The organism is Pseudoalteromonas sp. 0802 (assembly GCF_013350085.1).
Classification (GTDB): Bacteria; Pseudomonadota; Gammaproteobacteria; order Enterobacterales; family Alteromonadaceae; genus Pseudoalteromonas.
The window spans coordinates 405679-429032 of record NZ_JABVXE010000002.1 but is presented as its reverse complement, the minus strand read 5'-3'; the positions used below and the strand labels follow the sequence as shown (position 1 = coordinate 429032).

Here is a 23354-nt window from a genome sequence, read left to right as displayed (position 1 = left end):
CCGTTCGAATTTACGCTTTTCTACTTATTGTGTTTGTATATGCACTGAGATAATTTTTAAAAACGTTAATTGGGTAGTGCGGGATTAGCGTCTGGTTTATAAAATTAAATTTGCGTTGCGTTTTATCATTTTTCATGTGATAAAAAATTAATAATAAGTCAAAAATAAAGATTTTATTACCATCTTGGTTGTTAATTTATTTAACGAGTATGTACGGTGTAAATCTGTTTTGTCTTGTTTTTATAAATTTTTGGCAGTGTATTTTTGACGAACGAAGTTGTGTTTATTTTAGTATGATTGCTCTAACTTTTCACTTCAATTTTATTCACTTTACCCAATCTAAATTGTTATCTATTTTTTTATAAGTTGCGAATAGGGTTGATAAAAAAGGTACTGAAAATAAAGTATATTTTATTATCAACTTGGTTCAGTTATTGCTCGTAATAATACAGCAATATGATTGTTGTAGTTTTTGTGTGTTTTATGCACTATGGTGGTGCGAAAAACATACAGATGCACTGTCATAATGCGTAAATATAGGTTTGGTTTACTAGATTCAAACTTGATGTTTTAGTAAGCAAGTTTAGAAACCTTAAACGCACAGCTTCCGCTGAATGAGTCGTTGAATGCGGTACTGTGGCAAGGATTAATTTACCAATTGGTTGAATTGGAGCCCACTATGCTAAGTAAACGTTTTTTTAAAACTAAAGACGAAACCGAAGTTACCTTTGAATTTCAACACCCTGATGCTGATGATGTGCAATTAGTTGCAGAGTTCACAGATTGGCAGCCAGTGCCAATGAAGTTTAATAAAAAAGAACAAGTATTCAAATGCAAGCAGCGCTTACCGCTTGATCAAGAATTTCACTTCCGTTACTTAATCAATGGCGAAACATGGGACAATGACCACCAAGCAGATGGTTATATTCCTAACGGTTTTGGTACTGATAACAGCATTGTTAATACCCAACGCGCTTAGGTGTTTTGATGCAGTCACTTTCGCAGTTATATTACCTGCATGGCATAGGCTATGAATATACTAAATACACTGGTGAGCATGTTATTTTCGATGAAAGTACACGCATGCAGGCACTTAGTTGTTGTGGTGTAGATACTCAGGATACTGATGCAATTAACCTACTTAATTTTGCATTAGATGCAGGTACATGGCTGAATTTGTTGCCTCATACAAGCATTATTGAGGCACACCACCCAATTTTGAAAGTACGCGTTGATGAGCGTTTATTATCACGCTCATGCACTCTAAGCGTGCCTTCGCTTGATATTCACTTTACTTGTGAAAGCTTACAAGGTTTAGCTATTCTTGGTGATTATGGTCTAAACGGTATTCGTTATCTTGAGCTTGCATTGCCAGTTCCTGAAATGCCAATTGGTTATCATGATGCACTCATTACTGTGGCAGATCAGCAATCTCACAGTCAGCTATGGATCACACCTAAAGAAAGCTTCTCTATTGATGACAAAAAGCGTTTGGGCTTATCCATTCAGCTTTATAGCTTATGCAATGAAGAGGGGTTAGGAATTGGTGACTTCGCTGACTTAACAAAGCTTATTAAAGTAGCCGCGATTAAAAACATGGATTATGTGTTGCTTAATCCACTGCATTTACTGTTTGAACACAGCCCAGAGAGGGCGAGTCCCTATAGTCCAAATAGCCGAGCGTTATTGAACCCGCTGTATATTGCAGTGTCATTATGCGAAGACGCCAAAAATAATAATGCACTTATTAAATTGTTAGCGGATAAACCGCAAACCGATGCGACTTACATTGATTATACATCAGTTAGTGACTTTAAATATCAAGTGTTTAGCTGTTTATATCAACACTTTTGTGAATTTGGCTCAGCAGAGCGAAAACAGCAGTTCACTCGTTTTTGTGAAACCCATAAACACAGTCTTGCAACTATGTTGGTTGGGGACCGTGATTATGCTAGCTATTTACAATGGCAAGCTCACCTTCAATTAAATATCTGCCAGCAAGCTGCCCGTGACAGTGGTATGGCAATTGGCCTTATTAATGACTTAGCCGTTGGCTGTGCAGGTGATGGCAGTGAGTTCAAGAGCCAAAATGAATTATTTGCCGAAAATGCACATGTTGGAGCTCCGCCAGACCCTTGGGCTGAACATGGTCAGAATTGGGGCTTACCGGCACTTAATCCACAAAAGTTAAGTAAAGACAATTTTGCTTTTTATCGCTCACTTATCCGCGCCAATATGGAAGATGTTGGTGGTCTTAGAATTGACCACGTTATGGCGATACGCCGACTTTGGTGGTGTTTTGAAAATAACTCCCAGCAAGATGGTTGTTATGTCTATTATCCCTTTGAACAACTATTAGCAATTCTAAAGATTGAATCTCACCTCAATCAATGTGTGGTGATTGGCGAAGATTTAGGTGTTGTACCTAATGAAGTGCGTGAAGCACTAAAAGCAAGTGCAATCTATTCAAACGGGTTGTTTTACTTTGAAAAGGACCACCAAGGTGAGTTTTTAGCGGCTGAGCATTTTGCTCCTCATAGTCTTTTAATGATAGCCAACCATGACGTACCACCATTCAAAGGCTGGTGGATTGGCCATGATATTACGATTAAACAACAATATGGTTTGCTTGATGATGAGCAAACTCGGGCTCAATTCGATGCGAGAAACATTGAAAAGCATCGTATGCTTAATTTTATAGCACGAGAGTCAAATCAGCATTTATCGTTAGAAACAGATGCCTTTACGGTTTATGAAGCGTTGGCATCCTCATTAGCGGCAGCACCAGCAAAGCTATTTACTATTCAAATAGATGACTTAGATCAGCAAATACTGCCTGTAAATATCCCCGGTACTGATAAAGAGTACCCAAATTGGCGGCGTTTATTGTCGCGTCCAGCGGCGCAGATTATCGAAGCGCAACAGTCATTCTTAGCCAATTTAATTTCGATAAGGAATCAATAATGCGAAGTCGTGTTCGTCAAGAGCAAAGTGCACAACCTGTTATTTATCAAAAACAAATCGATGCATTAGCCAGTGGTTGTTTTAGAGATCCTTTCAGCTTTCTTGGGGCGCATAAAAGTGGCCCTACAAGCTATGAAATTCGTTGCTTTTTGCCTGGCGCAAGCAGTGTTTCGATTCTGCTTGGCACAGAAAAAATCGTTGCGCAGCAACAAGGCGGTAGTCATTTATTTATCGCAAATATCAAATCAAAAACTAAGCCTGACTACCAGCTAGATGTTAGCTATAGCAATGAATTTACTCATCAACAATACGATGAGTACAGCTTTGAAAGCAGCTTAGATGAACAGGCAATGTATCTGTTTAATGAAGGCAGTTTAGAGCATGCGTATCAACATTTTGGTGCACATTTTGTGACTCAACAAGGCGTTGATGGTGTTCGCTTTACAGTGTGGGCGCCGAATGCCAGTAGTGTATCGGTTATTGGTGAATTTAACTATTGGCAGCGTAATCGTCATTTTATGCGTTTTCATCCTGCCAGTGGGGTATGGGAGTTATTTATTCCTGGGCTTAAAGAGCATCAATGCTATAAATTTGCTATCACCACTCTAACAGGAGAAGTGCTTGATAAAGCCGATCCCTTTGCGTTTAATATGCAACAAGCACCGGGTACGGCGTCAGTACTACAAAAGCTAAAAACAGGTATTCAGCTTTCTGAAAAGGCGTTAGCAAATCGTGCAAAACGAAACAGTATTGATGCGCCTGTTAGTATTTATGAAGTGCATGCGGGTTCTTGGCAAAGACGAGATGATGGTGAGCGCTATCTCACATGGCGTGAACTTGCTGATAATCTTATTCCTTACACAAAAGAGTTCGGTTTTACGCATCTACAATTAATGCCAATCAGCGAGTACCCATTTGATGGTTCTTGGGGTTATCAACCTGTTGGATTGTTTGCCCCGACCAGTCGCTATGGCAGCTTTGAAGATTTTGTTTACTTCGTCGAGCAATGTCACGAAGCCGATATTGGCCTTATTCTTGACTGGGTACCAGGTCATTTCCCAAGTGATCCCCATGGTTTACATCGTTTTGATGGCACCCATCTATACGAACATGCTGATGTTAGGCAAGGTTTTCACCCTGATTGGAATACCTATATCTACAATTATGATCGCGCAGAGGTTCGTAGCTTCCTAATTGCGAATGCAATGTATTGGCTGCATGAATTTGGCATTGATGGTTTACGCGTTGATGCGGTTGCCTCAATGCTTTATCTAGACTATAGCCGTGAAGAAGGGCAATGGGTTGCAAATCAATTCGGTGGCAGAGAAAACTTAGGCGCCATTGAGTGCTTAAAACAAGTCAATATGCGCTGCTATGCAAAAAATCCGGGCATTATGATGGTGGCCGAAGAGTCAACAGCATGGCCAGGTGTTACGCGCCAAGTAGACCATGATGGTTTAGGTTTTGGTTATAAGTGGAACATGGGCTGGATGAACGACAGTTTGCATTATATGCAGCGCGATTCCATTTACCGTTCGCATCACCACCATGAAATGACGTTTTCGATGGTTTACGCCTACAGTGAGAATTACATTCTACCGCTTAGCCATGATGAAGTGGTGCATGGTAAAGGCTCATTAATTGAAAAAATGCCAGGAGACGACTGGCAAAAGTTTGCAAATTTGCGTGCATACTATGCCTTTATGTGGGCGCATCCAGGTAAAAAATTATTGTTTATGGGTGCAGAAATCGCCCAGCGTAAAGAGTGGAATCACGACCAATCGCTTGATTGGCATTTACTTGAACATATTAGCCACAGAGGCATGCAGCAAACGATTAAAGATTTAAATGCTGTATACACTAGCACGCCAGCTTTATACGAGCAGGATACCAGCCCTGCGGGTTTTGCGTGGCTTGATAGCAATAATGCTGAGCAAAGTATGTTTAGCTTTATTCGCTATGCAAAAAAAGCTGAAGATTTTGTGGTGGTGATCTGTAATTTAACGCCGCAGGTGTATCACGACTACGTGATTGGTGTGCCAAAAGCTGGTACCTATCAAGTTATTATGAATACCGACAAAGAGGATTATTTTGGTTCCGGCGTTGAAGCAACTAATCATGCAGAGCAAATAATTGTAAGCCAAGCGAAAGAAAGTCATGGCTTTAATCAAAGTATTAGTGTTTCTTTGCCTGGGCTTGCGACAATTTACCTTAAGAAGGTGAGCGATGAGTCATAGTGTCGAACTAGAAGTCGGTGTGAGCTCACCTTTAGGGGCGTCTGTTGTTGGTGAGGGCGTAAACTTTGCTGTGTACGCACCACAAGCACAACATATGTCTCTGTGCTTATTTGATAGCAGCGGTCATTCAGAAATCCTTACCCTTGCGATGCATATGAACGAAGGTGGCATCTGGACACTGAAAGTGAGCCCTTTGAAAAGTGGCGCCTTGTATGGCTTTCGCGCTGATGGTGAGTACGCACCCGAAAAAGGACTATTTTTTAATAATCACAAATTGCTGTTAGACCCTTATGCTCGAGATTTGTATGGTGAGTTTACCTGGAGTGAACGTCACTATGGGCAAATGCCTGTAGGAAAGTTAAGTCAGGTTAATAATGCCATTGATATGCCAAAATCACGAGTCCGGGAGCTGGCACCTTACACAGGTAAAAAACCCAATCATTGTTGGGGAAAAACAGTTATTTACGAATGCCATGTAGTTGGTGCAACATGCCGCCACCCTGAGATCCCAAAACCGTTACAAGGTAAATTTTTAGGTTTAAGCCACCCTAGCTTTATTGAACATCTACGTACTATTGGTGTGACTTGCTTAGAGTTATTACCCGTTCATGCTTTTATCAGTGAGCAGTTTTTAACAGCCAAAGGCTTACAAAACTACTGGGGCTACAACACACTTAATTTCTTTACACCGCATAAAGAGTATCTGGTTAATGATGATATTAGCGAGTTTCAAGAAATGGTGGCGGCGCTTCACAAAGCAGATATCGAAGTAATACTCGATGTGGTTTATAACCACACTGCAGAGGCGGGCACAGATGGACCTATCTTGTCGCTACGTGGCTTAGACAATCTAGGTTACTACCGCACTGTTGCTGATAAACCCCAGCATTATATTAATGATACCGGCTGTGGTAACACCGTAAATATTGATTCGCCTCGCTCTTTACAGCTGGTACTTGATAGCTTGCGTTATTGGGTTGAAGTGATGGGAGTCGATGGCTTTCGTTTTGACTTAGCGACCATTTTAGCGCGTAACCCAAATGGTTTTAATCAGGCGCATGCGTTTTTCCAAGCGATTAATCAAGACCCAGTACTAAGCCAAGTTAAACTGATTGCAGAGCCGTGGGATATTGGCCCCGGTGGATACCAATTAGGGGCTTTTCCTGCGCCTTGGCGTGAATGGAATGATAAGTATCGCGATACGATAAGACGCTTTTGGAAACAAGAGCAGGGCGTAATTGGAGAGCTTGCAAAACGTTTACATGGTTCGTTTGACTTGTTTGAGCACAACCTACGTGGGCCACTTAACAGTATTAATTTCATCACCAGTCATGATGGCTTCACGCTTGCTGATTTAGTCAGCTACGAGCATAAACACAACGAAGCCAATGGTGAGCAAAATCGTGATGGCCACAGTGGCAATCACTCATTCAATTGTGGTGTCGAAGGGTTTACCAACGATCCACAAGTGAGCAAATTACGCTTACAACAACAAAAAAATATGCTGTTAACTTTGTTACTTTCTAAAGGCGTGCCTATGCTTTCATTAGGAAGCGAAATGGCACACTCACAAGGTGGTAACAACAACGCCTATTGTCAAAACAATCGTACAAGCTGGCTTGCATGGAAAGACTCTCAATTCAGTCATCCTCTAACTCGATTTATTGACGATTTACTGCGCATTCGTAAGCAGTTCAGCATTTTTAAACACCGCTTTTTTGTTCACGATAATGACCCACGTTATGAAGTCGCGTGGTTCACCGAATCAGGCTCCAATATGCAACAAGACGATTGGCATCAAGGTGATCGCCAAGTGTTGATATACAGCCTGACCGACAAGCATACAAATCAAGCTTTATTGATCATATTAAATGCAGGATCAGAGCCGGTAACGTGCCAACTTCCTAGTTTAGATAAAGGAAAGTGGCAGTTAGCACTGACCAGCATTCATCCTATGTCAGCACAATTTGTTGATAAGGAACACCAGATTGCTGCAATGAGCAGCTGGGTTTTTACCGCCAATTCAGAGGATCTAAATCATGGCTAAAAATGCCGATCAAGTATGTATTGTAAAGGGCTGGCAGGATGCGCCTACAGTTGATGAAAGTACACTAGATGATGACTTATCACGCCATTTTTATTACACCCTTGGGCGTGACAAAGTGGGTAAATCACAGCTGTATTTATACCATGCATTAGCATTAACTATTCGTGACCGATTAGTTGCTCGTTGCCGTGTGACCAAACAGCAAATCCATGAACAAAAACGCCGTAAAACAGCTTACTTATCACTTGAGTTTTTAATGGGGCGTGCTCTTGGTAATGCGATTTTGAACTTAGACTTAGATGAGCAAGTCGCTAAAGCGTTACAAGAATACTGCACAGAGCTCGAGCAAGTTGCTGAGGCTGAGCATGATGCAGGCCTTGGTAATGGTGGTTTAGGGCGCTTAGCTGCATGCTTCTTAGATAGCTGTGCAAGCCTTTCACTACCTGTGGTTGGTTATGGTATTCGCTATGAATACGGCATGTTTAATCAAGCTATTGAAAATGGTCATCAAATTGAACAACCAGATAACTGGCTACGTGAGGGACACCCGTGGGAACTAAGTGCACCTGAGCAATCAAAGCGCGTAAAATTCTTTGGTCATGTTGAAAGTTATACTGATAAATATGGTCGTGAGCACCGTCAATGGCTAGATTCTCATGATGTTTTAGCTGTGCCTTATGATGTGCCAATTCCGGGTTACAAGAATGATATTGTAAATACCTTACGTTTATGGAAATCAGAAGCAACAGACGAATTTGATTTGAGCGAGTTTAATGCGGGTAGTTACTCAGAAGCAGTAGCGCGTAAAAACTTAGCTGAACAAATTACCATGGTTCTTTACCCGAATGACAGCAGTGAGAACGGTAAAGAACTGCGTTTACGTCAGCAGTACTTCTTATCATCAGCGAGCTTACAAGACATTATTGACACGTGGGTTAGCAAACATGGCGAAGACTTCTCTGATTTTGCTGATTACCATGTTTTTCAATTAAACGATACACATCCAAGTATTGCTGTCGCTGAGCTTATGCGTATTTTGGTTGATGAGTATGAGCTAGATTGGCAAGAAGCTTGGTCTATCACGACTAAGACCATGGCCTATACAAACCACACTTTACTTCCTGAAGCATTAGAGAAGTGGTCAGTATCTTTATTTGCTCGATTATTACCGCGTATTTTAGAAATAATCTACGAAATCAATGCACGTTTCCTCGCTGAAGTTGCGTTAGCATGGCCAGGTGATGTTGAAAAACAACGTGCGCTATCGCTTATCGAAGAAGGCCCTGAGCCACAAATTCGCATGGCGTATTTAGCGATTGTTGGTAGCTATTCGGTGAATGGTGTGGCTGCACTTCACACTGAGCTACTTAAAGCGGGCTTATTTAATGAGTTTTATCAGCTATGGCCTGAAAAATTCAACAACAAAACCAATGGTGTAACACCTCGTCGTTGGTTAGCACATTGTAACCCTGAGTTGGCTAAACTGCTTAATCAACATATTGGTGATGAATGGGTTGCAGATTTTAGTAAAGTTAGTCAGGTACGTCGTTTATATGACGACCCTAAATTCCATAAACAATGGCAAGCTGTAAAACACAGCAATAAGCAACGCCTTGTTGAGTTAGTGAAAAACCGCTGTGGCGTAGAGTTTGATGCCGAAATGATGTTTGACGTGCAAGTGAAACGTATTCACGAATATAAGCGTCAGCTATTAAACGTATTGCACGTTATTCACCTTTACGACCGTATTCGCCAAGGCGATACAGCAAACATTGTTCCTCGTTGTGTGCTATTGGGCGGCAAAGCTGCACCAGGTTACTACATGGCGAAGAAAATTATTAAGTTAATTAATAACGTAGCAGAAGTGATCAACAAAGATCCGCTTGCTAAACCGTATTTAAGAGTTGCTTTTTTACCTAATTACAACGTGACAGCAATGGAAACTATTTGCCCAGCGACGGATTTATCTGAGCAAATTTCTACAGCAGGTAAAGAAGCATCTGGCACAGGTAACATGAAGTTCATGATGAACGGCGCATTGACTATAGGTACGTTAGATGGCGCTAACATCGAAATTCGTGATGCTGTGGGTGCTGACAACTTCTTCTTATTTGGTGCACGTGCAGAGCAAATTGATGATATCAAAGCGCACTATAATCCTGAGCAGATTATTCACCAAACTGACAGCCTCTATAAAGTAATGCAATTACTTGAGAGCGGTCACTTCAATTTGTTTGAGCCTAATTTATTTGACGACATTATTGCGGCGATTAAGAGCCCGCACGATCCATGGTTAGTTGCTCATGATTTTGCCAGCTTCGTCGAAGCGCAAGAGCAAGTTGAACAAGCCTACTTAGACACTGCTCACTGGACCAAAATGAGTATTTTGAATACTGCAGCCAGTGGCATGTTTTCGAGCGATAGAACCATTAGTCAATACAGTGAAGATATCTGGCATTTGGAGCCATTACTGGACACTAGTGCACAGCAAAACACACAGAAGAAAAGCAGCTAGCTTAAGACGGAGAGAGTTATGCCAAGTTATGCAAATCGATACATAAGTAGTTTAACCAGAGAAACGTATGCCCTTATCCTAGCAGGGGGGCGAGGTTCGCGTTTACATGAATTAACAGACTGGCGTGCTAAACCAGCAGTGTATTTTGGTGGTAAACACCGAATTATCGACTTTCCACTGTCGAACTGTATTAATTCAGGTATTCGTCGTGTTGGTATTGCTACTCAATATAAGTCGCACTCGTTAATTCGTCACGTAAACCGTGCATGGGGTCACTTTAAAAAAGAATTGGGTGAATCTGTAGAGATTTTACCAGCATCTCAGCGATATGGTGACGAGTGGTATTGCGGTACAGCTGATGCGGTATTCCAAAATATGGATATCATCCGTCATGAACTGCCTAAGTATGTCATGATCCTCTCTGGTGACCACGTATATTGTATGGACTACGGTGGTTTGTTGGCAAAACATGTTGAGACAGGTGCTGATATGACGGTTTGTTGTATTGAAGTACCTTGCGAAGAAGCTGCAGATACATTTGGTGTAATGACGGTTGATGAAAGCAATCGTGTCCGTCGTTTTGATGAAAAGCCTGCTGAGCCAACGTCTGTACCGGGTAAACCAGGAACCTGCTTAGCATCAATGGGTAACTATATTTTCAATACTGAGTTCTTATTTGAACAATTGAAAAAAGACGCAGAAACGGAAGGCTCAGGCCGTGATTTCGGTCACGATATCATCCCAGCTATCATCGAAGAGCATAACGTGTTTGCATATCCGTTTAGAGACTCTAACACAGATGGTCAACCATACTGGCGCGATGTGGGTACGCTTGATTCATTCTGGGAAGCTAACATGGAGCTGGTAATGCCAGAGCCTCAGCTTGATCTTTATGATCCAAAATGGCCAATCTGGACTTATCAGGAGCAGTTACCACCTGCTAAGTTTATTTTTGATGATGATGACAGACGTGGAATGGCTGTTGATTCAACAGTTTCGGGTGGCTGTATTATCTCTGGCTCTAAAGTTAAAAAGTCACTGCTGTTCTCGAATGTATATGTTCACTCATTCTGTGAAATTGAAGAGTCTGTGATTTTACCTGGTGCGAAAATACAGCGAAATTGCCGAATTAGGCGTGCTATTATTGACCGTAATTGTGAGATCCCAGCAGGCCTAGAAATTGGCTACGATCACAAAGCTGACAAAGAAAATGGCTTTAGAGTCTCGAAAAAAGGGATTGTGTTGGTAACTCGTGATATGTTGAATGAACTTGCAAAAAAGTTAAAACAACAAGAGCAAGATAATAAACGACTTGCTTAAGCAATCGCGTTAAATGAAAAAGGGAGGGCATGTCCCTCCCTTATTTATATTTGAATAATACCAATTCGCTTAATTAAGTATTATTGCTAATTGGTATAACAGTTTTATGGAGTACTGCAAAGCATGCATGTATTGATGGTAGCTGCAGAGAATGATGCATTACCGAATGCAAAAGTCGGTGGTGTAGCGGATGTTGTTAGAGATTGTCCTAAAGCGTTAGTAGAAAAAGGCCTTACTGTTGATGTGGTGATCCCTGATTATGGCTTTGATTATTTGGAGCGTCATCACATAGGTGTTGTGCATGTGCCATTTGCAGGTCAAATGCAAAAACTGGATGTGTGGAAGCTCGCTCAAAGTGATGAAGGTGTAACGCAACTGCTTATATCTCATTGGGAATTTAGCCGCCATAACGGTGCTGTTTATTGTAATGATGAACCAGGCCGCCCCTTTGCAACTGATGCAAGTAAGTTTGCTCTTTTCAACGCTGCAGTTTGCGAGGCCTTATTAAAAGGGCTTATCCGCACGCCGGATGTTGTGCATTTACATGACTGGCACAGTGCCTGTGTTGCTCTATTACTAAAAACAGACAGCCGTTATAAAAAACTATCGCACTTATTTTTAGCTTACACAGTACATAACCTTGCATTGCAAGGGATACGTCCTTTTAAAGGCGATAGCTCAAGCCTAGAAGCCTGGTTCCCAAGTCTAGGTTATAACGGCGAACGGTTATGCGATCCGCGTTATTTTGATTGTTTTAACCCAATGCGCAGTGCAATTAATCTGGTGGATAAAGTACACCTTGTATCGCCAACTTATTGCCAAGAAGTATTGCGCCCTAGTGATGCAGAAAAAGGCTTCTTTGGTGGTGAGGGACTTGAAGCTGACCTACAAGCTGCTTATGAACAAGGCCGCGTAGTGGGCATTCTTAATGGTTGCGAATACCCTGGAATGAAGCTTGAAGACATTAGCTTAGCGAGCCTTTATCAACATGCCGAAAATGCATTATTTCAATGGATGGCAAAAAGTCCGGTTTTAGATTCAAGCTATTACATAGCGCATCAACGCTTACTTAAATTTAAAACTCAGCCTTTTTCTGGGCCATTAGTAACCAGTGTGGGCCGTTTAACGGACCAAAAAGCACTGTTACTTCGCCAGCCTTTTGATAAAGGACTGGTGTTAGATGAGTTGTGTCAGCGCTTAAAGCAACATAACGGCTATATGATTATTTTAGGCTCAGGGGATGCTGAACTTGAGCAAATTATGACATCGGTTATGGCTCGCCAAGAAAACCTGCTATTTTTAAAAGGGTACGCACATTTTGTTGGCGAATATATGTATCACTTAGGCGATTTATTTTTAATGCCAAGTTCGTTTGAGCCATGTGGTATCAGTCAGATGTTAGCAATGCGAGCAGGTCAGCCATGTTTAGTCCACGGTGTTGGCGGTTTGCGTGATACGGTAGAGCATCATGTGAGTGGTTTTAGTTTTCAAGGTGAGAGCTTAGCATCACAAAGCTACGAACTTGTTACTAGTTTTAGCGATGCGCTTGAGCTTAAAAAATCACAACCAGAACAATGGTGTGCAATATGTGAACAGGCTAAAAATGCCCGTTTTACGTGGCAATCCGTTGCAGAAGGCTATTTATCAGGCTTATATCAATAAAAAATGCGTGATTCATGGTAATTAAGTGACTTTTTTGTCAATTTCAGCTATTAATTACTTAGTGTGAGATAAAATATAAAAAGTAGGTAAAGTGGCTGTATTTGTTGCTAGGCAAGCGGTCTTTAATCGTCGTCAACAAGTTGTCGCCTATGAGCTACTATTTAGAGATAGTTTAAAAAATAGTTTTCCTGATGTGTCAGAGAGTACGGCAACGGCTCGGCTGATTATGGAAAATCAGCTCAATTTAGGTACCCGTCATATTACGTCGGGCAAAAAAGCATTAATTAATATAGGTCCAGAGTCTTTGAAGCTGGACCTTTGCGCGTTTTTGCCAACTCAAGATGTGGTGATTGAGTTACTCGAAACTATGGAACCTACCGACGAAAATTACGAATATTGTCGCGAGCTTTTTCACAACAACTACAAGTTGGCACTGGATGATTTTGTCTACCAACCTGAGTGGGATCGCTTTTTAAAACTTATTCGTCTTATCAAGTTTGATGTTCAGCAAACACCCTTTGAAGAAATTGCCCCTGTTGTAAATAAGCTTAAGAAACATAAAAAAATAAAGCTTTTGGCAGAAAAGCTTGAAACAGCCGATGATTACGACAAAGCTTATAAAATGGGCTTTGATTTTTTCCAAGGTTATTTCTTTGCAAAACCTAAAATGATTCAGCATCGTGATATTGATTACAACTACGCGCTGGTGTTATCAATTTATGCTGAAGTCATGCGCCCAGACCCAAATATAAGCGAAATTGCGGGCTTGTTCTCGTTAGATACCGCACTTGCCTATAAATTGCTGCGCTTAATTAATAGCGGCGTGTTTCCTATTAAAAGCAAAATTGGCTCTCTAAAACAAGCACTTGTATATTTAGGCCATGAACGACTGAAAAAGTTTGTTAGCCTAATTATTACTGCCCACAGTGCCCAGTCAAAACCAGCCGAGCTTACTCGGCTTTGTGTTTTTAGAGCGCGCTTTTGCGAATTAATAGCGCAGCGTGTTGCTAAGCAACAAACTGGTGAGGCATTTTTAACGGGACTGTTTTCGTTGCTCGATGCCATATTAGATCAGCCAATGGAAAAGCTATTGGATCGATTGCCGTTTCCTGATGAAATTCATGCTGCTCTCATGCAAGAAAAAAATATCCTCTATTATATACTAGAAACCGTCAAAGCTTACGAAACTGGCAGTTGGTGGGCACTTGAACAGGCTGTTGCCTATTTAAGTATTGAAAGTGCTGACCTTCCCAAGATATACGAAAATGCGGTAAATTGGAGCGATAGCTGCAGACAAAACCTATAAGGGATTTATGCGCAATATAAATATGGATGTTTTACGGGGTATTGCAGTACTCGGCTTGATGTTTATGAACATCTACACTTTTGCTGTGTTCGAGTACGATTATACCCCAAGTGCTACGCCACCATTTTCAGATTCACTAATTCACATTTTTAATACTGCTTTTATTGATGGGCGCTTTAGGAGCCTTTTTTGCTTGTTATTTGGTGCGTCTTTAGTTATTCAATGGCAGCTTTGGCAAGGCGTCGAGAAGCAACATAGGCGACTAAAAGTTTTGGCTTTTATAGGCCTTGCCCATGGTTTTTTATTGTGGGCTGGCGATATTTTGTTTATTTATTCTTGTGCAGGCTGGTTAACGCTTAAATTTAGCCAGCAAGATGACGAAAAAATACTGCGTATGGGCATGCTGTTTTTACTTCTTGGTGCCTTCATTTCATTTTTACTCTCCTTTATAGAGCCAGAGTTTAGCCCTGTAACGAGAAGCTCTGAGAGTTTTTTAATGGCATATGACGCGGCTTATTCTTCTTATTTTGCAGGGTTTGTCAGTAACTTTTTGATTTTTATAATAATGCTTATTGCTGTGCCACTCATCACAATGTGGATGGCTGCAGGGTTAATGCTGGTGGGCGTTTATTTATATAAACAAGGGGTATTTGTTCAAGGTTTAACACACTCTCAGCTTAAGTTGATTACTGCTGCAGCGATAAGTTTAACGGCTCTAAGGTTGATGATAGAGCCTGACCAAAGTGTATTCATGTACGCGGTTGCTGAACCAATTAATTGGCTTGCTGCTTTAGCTATGGCCATTTGTTATTGCCACATCATTGTGAAAATAGTTAAAAATTCCCCCAGTAACTGGTTGCTGTTACAGCAAGCCGGTCGCATGTCATTAACGCTATATCTAATGCAAACAGTGATTTTTATTCTGTTTTTTAAAGTCGCATACCCAACCGCTGCACTTAATTTTGATCGCATAGATTATTGGTTGGTCATTGCTGTTGTGCTTGTTTTTCAATTGTTTTTTTGTAAAGTGTATAGTCAGTATTTTACACATGGTCCGTGTGAATTAATTTGGCGAAAATTGTCTAGATAATTCCTCGTATACTACAATCAAAGAAAAACAAAGCGGAGTGGTAATGCGAGTTTGCTTGTTGGTTTTTACATTGCTTTGCTGTTCACCACTTTATGCTGGCGAGCAACTCTCTGTGCTGTTAGTTAACCCCTCAGTTAAAACTGATTTGTTTTGGCAAAAAGTGACTAATGTGATGCAGGTTGCTGCCAAGCAAAATAATGTTTCTCTCACAACAATTTATGGCGGTGGAAATCGCCACATTCAATTAGCCGAACTCAAACAATACCTGCAATATAAGCCCAAACCTGATTACGCAATTTTAATCAATTACCCAGGTGGTGCAGAGCAGTCAATGAGCTTGCTTGAACAACATAAAGTGAATTTTATCACCCTTGAAGAAACGATTGTTGGCGTAGAGCGTGACGAAGTGGGTAAACCCCGTCAGCGCTTTAAGTATTGGTTAGGTGAAGTATTTCACGATAACTTCAAAGCGGGTGAGCAACTTGGCAAAGCCTTACTTGATGAGGCGATAAATACAAAACAAACGCCTCACTTTGTTGCGATTAATGGTCATTATGGCACAGAGTCAGACACCCGCAGTGACGGCCTTGTTCATTATTTACGAAAACAAGATGTTGAGCTTGAGCAAGTTGTGTATGCCAGTTGGAATAAGCAAGAAGCCGAGAATAAAGTGAGCCGATTATTACAACGATACCCAGATACGAATGTGATTTGGTGTGCGTCTGATTTGATGGCGCAAGGTGCCCTAGAAGCAGTAAAAGTTAAAAAAGATAAAGCCTATTTCATTGGTGGCATTGATTGGCTTGAAGATAATTTAGACTTAATAGAACAACAAAAACTCACAGCCAGTGTTGGCGGGCATTTTATGATGGGAGCATGGGCTTTAATTAGCGTGGTCGATCATCATAATGGCAACCCTTATTGGCAAAATCACGATGAGATTAAGTTTCAGCTTGGGGTGATCACAAAGCACAATATTCAAAGTTACAGCTGGCTAAGAAACATCAAAGATTGGTCGGTTATCCCTTTTGAAACCTTCTTACTGCAAAACAGCAAAAGCAATGAGTACGCCTTCGATTTTGATACGCTACATAGTGTATTGAGCGAAAAGCCCAAAAACGCAGCACTACACTAAAAGTGTAGTCAAAGAGCCTAGATTCTACCTAGCTTGGTAAAGGCTTCTGGTATAAACTAGCGGCTTTAAAATCCAGACAGAAGTGTGCCATGACAGAGTTAAAGCGATTAAATAAATTTATCAGTGAAACAGGTTTTTGTTCACGCCGTGAGGCAGATAAATATATTGAAGAAGGTCGTGTTACTGTTAACGGCAGCTTGCCTGAAATGGGCGTAAAAGTTAGTGAAGCCGATGATGTACTTATAGATGGCAAACCTTTAAAAGCAAAGCCTAAGCTGGTTTATATTGCCTATAACAAACCTGTTGGTATTACATGTACGACTGAACGAAAAATCCAAAGCAATATTGTTAAAGCCGTTAATTACCCAGAGCGTATTTTCCCAATCGGACGCTTGGATAGACCTTCAGAAGGCTTAATTTTCTTAACTAACGAAGGCGACATCGTTAATAAAATTCTTCGCGCTGGTAATAATCATGAAAAAGAATACGTAGTGACGGTTGATAAGCCACTTAATCGCCAGTTCGTGAATAAGATGGCAAACGGTATTCCTATCCTCGATACCGTTACTAAAAAGTGTAAGGTCAAGCAAACTGGCCCACAGCAATTTACCATTGTACTAACACAAGGCTTAAACCGCCAAATACGTCGTATGTGCGAATATTTAGGTTATGAAGTGGTGACACTAAAGCGCACACGAATTATGAACGTGACCCTAAAGGGTTTAAAAGTAGGGCAGTGGCGTCACTTAACCGAACAAGAAATGGCTGAGATCAATAACTCAATTGCCGACTCAGGTAAAACGGAAGAGCGTTCGATTGATGAAAACAAACAGCCAACGCAAGCTCGTGCTAAGCAAAAGCCACGCAATGAAGAAGAAAAAAAGCGCGACTTTTCTAAATACGTAAAAAAAGCACGCAGTGATGCCAAGCAAGGTCAATCAAGATCAAAGGCTGGCAATTCGCCCTCATCAAAACCAAATCAAACGAAGCGAAGCAGTACTAAACGCACCGGTACATTAAGTCTGAAAAAGTAAGCTTCAGAGTATAGAACCCTGACTAGTATTTACTCGTAACCTTCAGGGTTCTTTAATGATGTATAATGCAACCTCAGCCTTTATTAGGGTCAATGGCATCAGCTTCAAGACGGTCTCTTTTCTGTTGAAATTCTTTTTTAGTGAGTTTTTTCGCGATAATATCGATAAGTTGATGTTTTCTTACAAAGAACAGCTCTTTTGTATTGTCATCTTCAAATAGTAATAGTGCTACTTTATTGTTTTTAACGCTTGCTTCAACCAATTTGAATCCATTCACAATTAAGTTAGGTCTAAAATACAGAGCAATCTGACTGTTTTGTGGAAAGTCGTAATGAGATTCAACAGCCGGGCTTGAAACAGAATCACACCCAAGTTCAAAATCGGGTGATTGTTGCCCTTCACAAATATCTGCGATTGGTGTGCCTATTTCCCCAAAAATCCATCTAGAGTTAAATATCAATCCATTTTGTCCTTCAATTGCTAAAACAGCATCAGATAAACTTTCAACGGCAACGTGAAAAGCTACATTAGACTCATGCTGATAGTATGTATTTTCATTGGCGCTTAAAGTGCCACTGAATATTGCAATCAATAAGTAAAAACCATTTCTAAACATCTTAATCCTTCAAGTATTAAATCAGCAGCAATAGGTTAGCACACAAGCTGATAGGTTAATCATTAAATAGACACCCACTTTAAATAACAAAAAGTCCACCATAAATGGACATCCACATTAATGCTAATCATTAAACAGACACCCACTTTAAACAAACCTTTTGGCAGCTAATAGCATACTTGCTAAGGTACTCTCACTGATAGGTTGACTTATTTAATAAAGCTGGTGCTAATTCTAGGTAGTTAGTGTTGATATTTGGATAGGCTGTACCGGTTTTATCTGCATAGCATTTTTTAAAAGGTTTTGGTGGTTTGAATCAGGTGAAAAAATAAATGTTATTTACTTTTCTTGTAATCTCATTTTTGGGATTTATATATTTTAAGTTATTTGCGAGGAAAATAAGTGGGCTTGCGACTTGGCTATTTTATATTTCTACCGTCATTTTTGGCGTCTTTTCGATGAATGCTTTCATGCAGAGTGAAGAAATGTTTTACCTTGGAGTTTTCTCTTTTTTTATCTTCGTAATTACTATTTATTTGATGAGTATGAGAATAAAAATTAAGTAGAAGCGCGTCTTTCCATTCCCATTTGTTACCTTTTAAAAAGCTATCAAGCACAGTTAACCTCAGTAGAACTGATGAGCTCTTGCTGACATTTGCAGTACAATCAGTGCCATTAAGTTAAATAGACACCCACTTTATTCACAATCATAACTAGACCAGCATAAATGGACACCCACTTTAAATAGACACCCACTTTAAATAGACACCCACCTTAAATAACAAAATACTTATGCTAGACACAGGCGAGCTCTCTGCATTCGACTTTACCGAGATTAATAAATAAGTTAATAATTGATAGCTGACCAATTTTGCACGACTAATAAACAGGGTTATCAATGGCTAGCTTTCAGAATGTATTTATCTTTATTGCATCTCTATTGTTTGTTGGTTATGGGGTGTTGGGGTTATTAACGAATAAAATTCGTGTAGGTAGCCGAAGTTATACAGGGAGCATTACCACCATCTATAGGCACCAAGAACCAGTGCGCTTTTATTTTTGGTGTTGCTTATTTTTATTTGCTGGCTGTGGCGGATTTTATTACCTTTTTGTTTATTAAAATAAAAGGTAATAAAGAAAAAGCCCTAACAGTTTGCTGATAGGGCTTTTGGTTGAGAGTCAATCTGTATTAATTAGCGTGACGCTGTTTAGGTACTTTGATCTTAAACAGCATGGTATAAAGTACAGGCACAACAATCAGTGTTAGCACTGTCGCAAAACCAAGACCAAACATAATGGTTACCGCCATTGACTGGAAGAACACGTCAAAGAGCAGTGGGATCATGCCTAAGATAGTAGTAATTGCGGCCATCGCTACAGGGCGAACACGGCTTACACCAGAGTCAAACACTGCTTTGTAAGGGTCTTTGCCGCTATCGAGTTCAAGGTTAATTTGATCAACTAATACAATGCCGTTTTTAATGAGCATACCGCTTAAGCTCAGTAAGCCAAGCAATGCCATAAAGCTAAATGCTGCATTCATTAGTAATAAACCAGCTGATACACCCACAATGGCTAGTGGCACTGTTGCCCAAATCACTAAAGGTTTTTTAACTGAATTGAATAGTAATACAGTTATAGCGAACATAGCTAAGTAACCAAGAGGTAATGAGCCGAAAATAGCTTTTTGCGCATCTGTTGATGACTCATACTCGCCGCCCCATTGCAATTCATAGCCACGAGGTAGTTCAATAGCTTCTATGTCTTTGCGAACACGTGCAAACAGCTTCGCTGGAGTTTCATCGCCAATGACATCGTGGTCGGCCATTACAGTGATGGTACGCTTACGATCACGTCGCATGATCAAGCTGTCTTCCCACTCAACAACAAAGTCATCAACCACTTGTGTCACCGGTACAAACACACCTAACACTGGGCTGTAAATTTGTAAGTCTCGCAGGCTTTCAACGTTTAAGCGCTCTTCAGCAGGTGAGCGAGCAATAATTGGCAGCATTTGTGTGCCGTCTTTATAAACACCCACTTGTTTACCCGATAAGCTAGTTAACAGCAGTTGATCAAGGTCAGATTTGGCAATTCCTAAACGACGGGCTTTTTGCTCGTTAAATTGCGGACGAATTAACTTTGAGCGAGCACGCCAATCGTCACGAATATTAAATGCTCCTGCATCTTGATGCAGAATATCTTTCGCCTCTTTTGCTAACTGGCGAAGTACCACAGGATCAGCACCAGAAAAACGCGCTTCAATTTTTGCATCTGTTGATGGGCCAATTTCCATACGTTTAACTTTTAGCTGAGCATCAAGTACATGTTCATGTTGGTAATCGCGTACTTTTTTGATCATGGTTGTAACAGCGTCGCGGTCTTTTACTCGAATAATCAATTGCCCATAAGCTGGGTATGATTTTTCAGGTGCGTAAGTCAGCATGAAACGCGGTGCACCTTGACCAACCGTTGTGGTTATTTCTTCAACCAGTGGGTCGGCTTGTAAGAATTTTTCGAGCTTTGCAACACCATCCATTGTGGTATGAATATCAGCGCCTTGTGTATGCCAATAATCGACATAAAACATAGGAGTATTCGATGCAGGAAAGAACGACTGCTTGATAAATTTAAAGCCATAAACTGAGCTAACAAGCAGGATCACCATCAGCAGTAGCGTGGTTTTACGGTACCGCATTGCTGTATGTAACACGCCTTTATAAACATTAAAAATAACACCTTGATAAGGGTCTTCATCGTGATGCGGCTGTTTTTCAGTGGCTTGCTTAAACATTAAATCAGCGAAGAAAGGCGTTAAAGTAATAGCTGTGATCCAGCTTAGTAACAATGAAATAAACAACACCCAGAACAAGCTGCCAGCAAACTCACCACTGGCATCTGAACTCAAGCCAATCGGCGCAAAGGCAGTAATTGCGATAACCGTAGCCCCCAGTAGTGGCCACTTGGTTTGATTAACAATATTAGTCGCCGCTTGCAGTTTTGTTTGTCCGCGCTTGAGGTTAATTAATATGCCTTCGGTTACGACAATGGCATTATCAACCAGCATCCCTAAGGCTATAATCAAGGCACCTAATGAGATCCGCTGTAAATCAATAGCAAACAACTTCATGAAAATGAAGGTACCTAGTACGGTCAGTAGGAGTATTACACCGATCAATACACCGCTCTTAAAGCCCATGAAGACTAAAAGCACGATAATAACAATAGCAACGGCTTCAAGTAGGCTGATAATAAAGCCACTTACTGACTTTTCTACTTCAGCAGGTTGGTTATAAACGCTGTTTATTTCCATACCATGTGGTCGTTGATATTCTAGTGACGCTAGGTGGGCATCAATATTTGCGCCTACATCAACAACGTTAACGCCTGTGCTAAATGACACGCCCACCAGTAATGCTTGCTGTTGGTTATAGCGAATAATATTGTTAGGGACTTCGGCGTACTCACGAAAAACGGTAGCAACATCACCTAAGTAAATAAGCTCATTTTCACCTGGCTTAGAAATAAGTAAGTTTTCGAGCTCTTTTACGTCTTTAAATTCACCGGTTGGGTGTAAGCGAATTGATTCATCGCCAACGCGGACTTTACCTGCGTTCGACACGCTATTTTGAGTTTGTAAAAGCTGATAAATACGATTAGGCGAAATACCTAACTGGGCAAGTTTGCGGGTTGAAATCTCAACCATGACTTGTGCTTGTTGCTCACCACCCACGGTAACTTTACTAACGCCATCAACTAAAACCAGTTCACGTTTTAAATAATCAACGTAATCTTTAAGCTCATCGTAAGAATAACCATCACCAGTGACTGCATACATCACTCCGTATACATCACCAAAGTCATCCATAATTTTACTAGGATAAACACCAGAGGGCATCGACGATGCTTGATCATTGATTTTGCGACGCAACTCGTCCCATATTTGACGTAAGTCTTGTTTACGATAATTGCTTTTCATCTCGACTGTAATTTGCGATTTACCCGGTGATGAAATACTGGTTACGTAATCAACATACGGTAGCTGTTGAATTGCATTTTCAATAGGGAAGGTGACTTCTTCTTCAACCTGCTGTGGTGACGCGCCCGGATAAAGGGTGATCACCATGGCTTTTTTTAGGGTGAATTCAGGATCTTCTAGTTGTCCTAAGCCAAAGTAAGCGACGGTTCCACCAATCAGTAAAAACAGCGCGAACATCCAGCTAATGACTTTTCTTTCAATAGCGAGTGCTGCAAAGCTCATTATAAGCCTCGCTCTTTTTGCCATGGACGCACTTTCATGCCTTCTTCTAAAAAGTGCACGCCAGCAGCCACAACGATTTGGCCTTGTTTAATACCGGAAAGTACTTCAATGCCATCACGATGTAACTGGCCAACTTCAACAGATTGCTTGTGCACTAAACCGGTGTTTTCGTCATACAGCCACACATAGCTGTTGTCGTTTTCAGACTCAGTAGGTTCAGAGAATACCGCCTCAACAGGCAGTAATGTATAAGGTGATTGTGAGCTGGTGATTTTGCTTAAATCTATATCAACGCGGCCAGTCATACCGGCAAGTAGGTTAAAGTCTTCTGGCACAGGCAATGAAAACACAACTTTATACGTTAAAGTAATTGGGTCGGCTTGGGTATCAAACTCTTTAACTGTTAATTGATATGACTTGTTTGGGTAACCATCAAATACAACTTCTGGTTGGTAATGTACGTCTTTATCGATACGTGCAATGAGCTTTTCAGGCACTTGAATAACCACATCCATTAGATCGCGAGTTTCAAGGCGAAGGATGTTTTGTTTTGCTTGAATATTTTCAAAGTTTTTCACAAATACCTTTGCCACAGTACCGGCGAACGGCGCGCGTAATTCACTATTATCAAGGTTGGTTTTGGCAATTTTTAGCGCTGACTCAGCAACCTGTTTATTGGCAAGGGCTTGGTCTAACTCAGATTGACTGGCAATAGAGCGGTTAAAAAGCTTTTGCACACGCTCAAGTTGAGACGCAGCAAGTTCAAAGCGTGCTTTACGTTCTTCGTACTGCAGTTGAAAATCTTCAGGATCCAGTTTTGCTAAAAGCTCTCCCTTTTCAACGTGTTGGCCCGCAAGAGCAGGGAACTCAAGTAACTCACCATTTACTCTAAAAGCGAGATAGGAACCTTGGTTAGCAACCACTTCAGCAGGAAAGCTGCGAATGCTTTGCTCTGAATTATTGCCAATATTAAAAAGTTTAACAGGACGTACTACCGGCTCTACTTCACCTTGCTGTGCTTGCTCTGAACATGCCGCAAGAAGCAATAACATGCTGCTCATTAACGCGGCGGTTGCCAATCTCATTGTCTTCTCCATAGATAAGAAAGCATAAATTTGCTGCAGGATACGCTGCAAAGATATAAAATAAAAATTATTAAATTTTAGA

The 23354-nt window shown here is 40.8% G+C and carries 14 protein-coding genes; 11 read left to right on the top strand and 3 right to left on the bottom strand.

What is annotated here, in order from left to right; all coding sequences use genetic code 11:
* The first annotated feature begins 679 nt into the window (after positions 1-679).
* From HUS61_RS06745 to rluF, 11 genes are all read left to right on the top strand, one after another.
* Complete coding sequence (locus tag HUS61_RS06745) at positions 680-979, top strand: isoamylase early set domain-containing protein (protein WP_054562386.1); 300 nt, start codon at positions 680-682, stop codon at positions 977-979.
* 8 nt (positions 980-987) lie between these two features.
* Complete coding sequence (malQ, locus tag HUS61_RS06740; RefSeq protein WP_175081596.1) at positions 988-2964, top strand: 4-alpha-glucanotransferase; 1977 nt, start codon at positions 988-990, stop codon at positions 2962-2964.
* Complete coding sequence (glgB, locus tag HUS61_RS06735) at positions 2964-5201, top strand: 1,4-alpha-glucan branching protein GlgB (RefSeq protein ID WP_175081595.1); 2238 nt, start codon at positions 2964-2966, stop codon at positions 5199-5201. Before malQ ends, glgB begins: the two co-directional genes overlap by 1 nt.
* On the top strand, positions 5191-7248 hold the full coding sequence (gene glgX / locus HUS61_RS06730) for a glycogen debranching protein GlgX (RefSeq protein WP_175081594.1): 2058 nt from the start codon (positions 5191-5193) through the stop codon (positions 7246-7248). Before glgB ends, glgX begins: the two co-directional genes overlap by 11 nt.
* A complete protein-coding gene (locus HUS61_RS06725; RefSeq protein WP_175081593.1) occupies positions 7241-9763 on the top strand; it encodes a glycogen/starch/alpha-glucan phosphorylase in 2523 nt (840 codons plus the stop codon). Before glgX ends, HUS61_RS06725 begins: the two co-directional genes overlap by 8 nt.
* Before the next feature lie 18 nt (positions 9764-9781).
* The gene (gene glgC / locus HUS61_RS06720) at positions 9782-11083 is read left to right on the top strand and encodes a glucose-1-phosphate adenylyltransferase (protein WP_054562381.1); all 1302 of its coding nucleotides are present in this window, start codon (positions 9782-9784) and stop codon (positions 11081-11083) included.
* 123 nt (positions 11084-11206) lie between these two features.
* The gene (locus HUS61_RS06715) at positions 11207-12745 is read left to right on the top strand and encodes a glycogen synthase (protein ID WP_175081592.1); all 1539 of its coding nucleotides are present in this window, start codon (positions 11207-11209) and stop codon (positions 12743-12745) included.
* Positions 12746-12836: 91 nt separating this feature from the next.
* Positions 12837-14051 (top strand): EAL and HDOD domain-containing protein, encoded by a 1215-nt coding sequence (locus HUS61_RS06710; protein ID WP_175081591.1) that lies wholly within the window; start codon positions 12837-12839, stop codon positions 14049-14051.
* A 7-nt stretch (positions 14052-14058) separates the two neighbouring features.
* Positions 14059-15141, top strand: coding sequence for a DUF418 domain-containing protein (locus HUS61_RS06705; protein ID WP_175080155.1), 1083 nt, complete (start codon positions 14059-14061; stop codon positions 15139-15141).
* A gap of 43 nt (positions 15142-15184) precedes the next feature.
* Positions 15185-16276, top strand: coding sequence for an ABC transporter substrate-binding protein (locus HUS61_RS06700; RefSeq protein ID WP_181447681.1), 1092 nt, complete (start codon positions 15185-15187; stop codon positions 16274-16276).
* An 89-nt stretch (positions 16277-16365) separates the two neighbouring features.
* Positions 16366-17310 carry a 23S rRNA pseudouridine(2604) synthase RluF gene (gene rluF, locus HUS61_RS06695; protein WP_175081589.1) on the top strand — a complete coding sequence of 315 codons (945 nt, stop codon included), beginning with the start codon at positions 16366-16368 and terminating at the stop codon, positions 17308-17310.
* Between the two features lie 73 nt (positions 17311-17383).
* On the opposite strand, the gene HUS61_RS06690 is transcribed toward rluF, so the two are convergent.
* The 3 genes from HUS61_RS06690 to HUS61_RS06680 all read right to left on the bottom strand — a co-directional run bounded on the left by HUS61_RS06690 (position 17384) and on the right by HUS61_RS06680 (position 23272).
* Positions 17384-17926, bottom strand: a complete 543-nt coding sequence (locus tag HUS61_RS06690) for a hypothetical protein (protein ID WP_175081588.1) — start codon at positions 17924-17926, stop codon at positions 17384-17386.
* Between the two features lie 1189 nt (positions 17927-19115).
* A complete protein-coding gene (locus HUS61_RS06685; RefSeq protein ID WP_175080150.1) occupies positions 19116-22187 on the bottom strand; it encodes an efflux RND transporter permease subunit in 3072 nt (1023 codons plus the stop codon).
* Positions 22187-23272: an efflux RND transporter periplasmic adaptor subunit gene (locus HUS61_RS06680; RefSeq protein WP_175081587.1), complete on the bottom strand. Its 1086-nt coding sequence runs from the start codon at positions 23270-23272 to the stop codon at positions 22187-22189. The genes HUS61_RS06685 and HUS61_RS06680 overlap by 1 nt, the downstream gene beginning before the upstream one ends.
* Between the last annotated feature and the right edge of the window lie 82 nt (positions 23273-23354).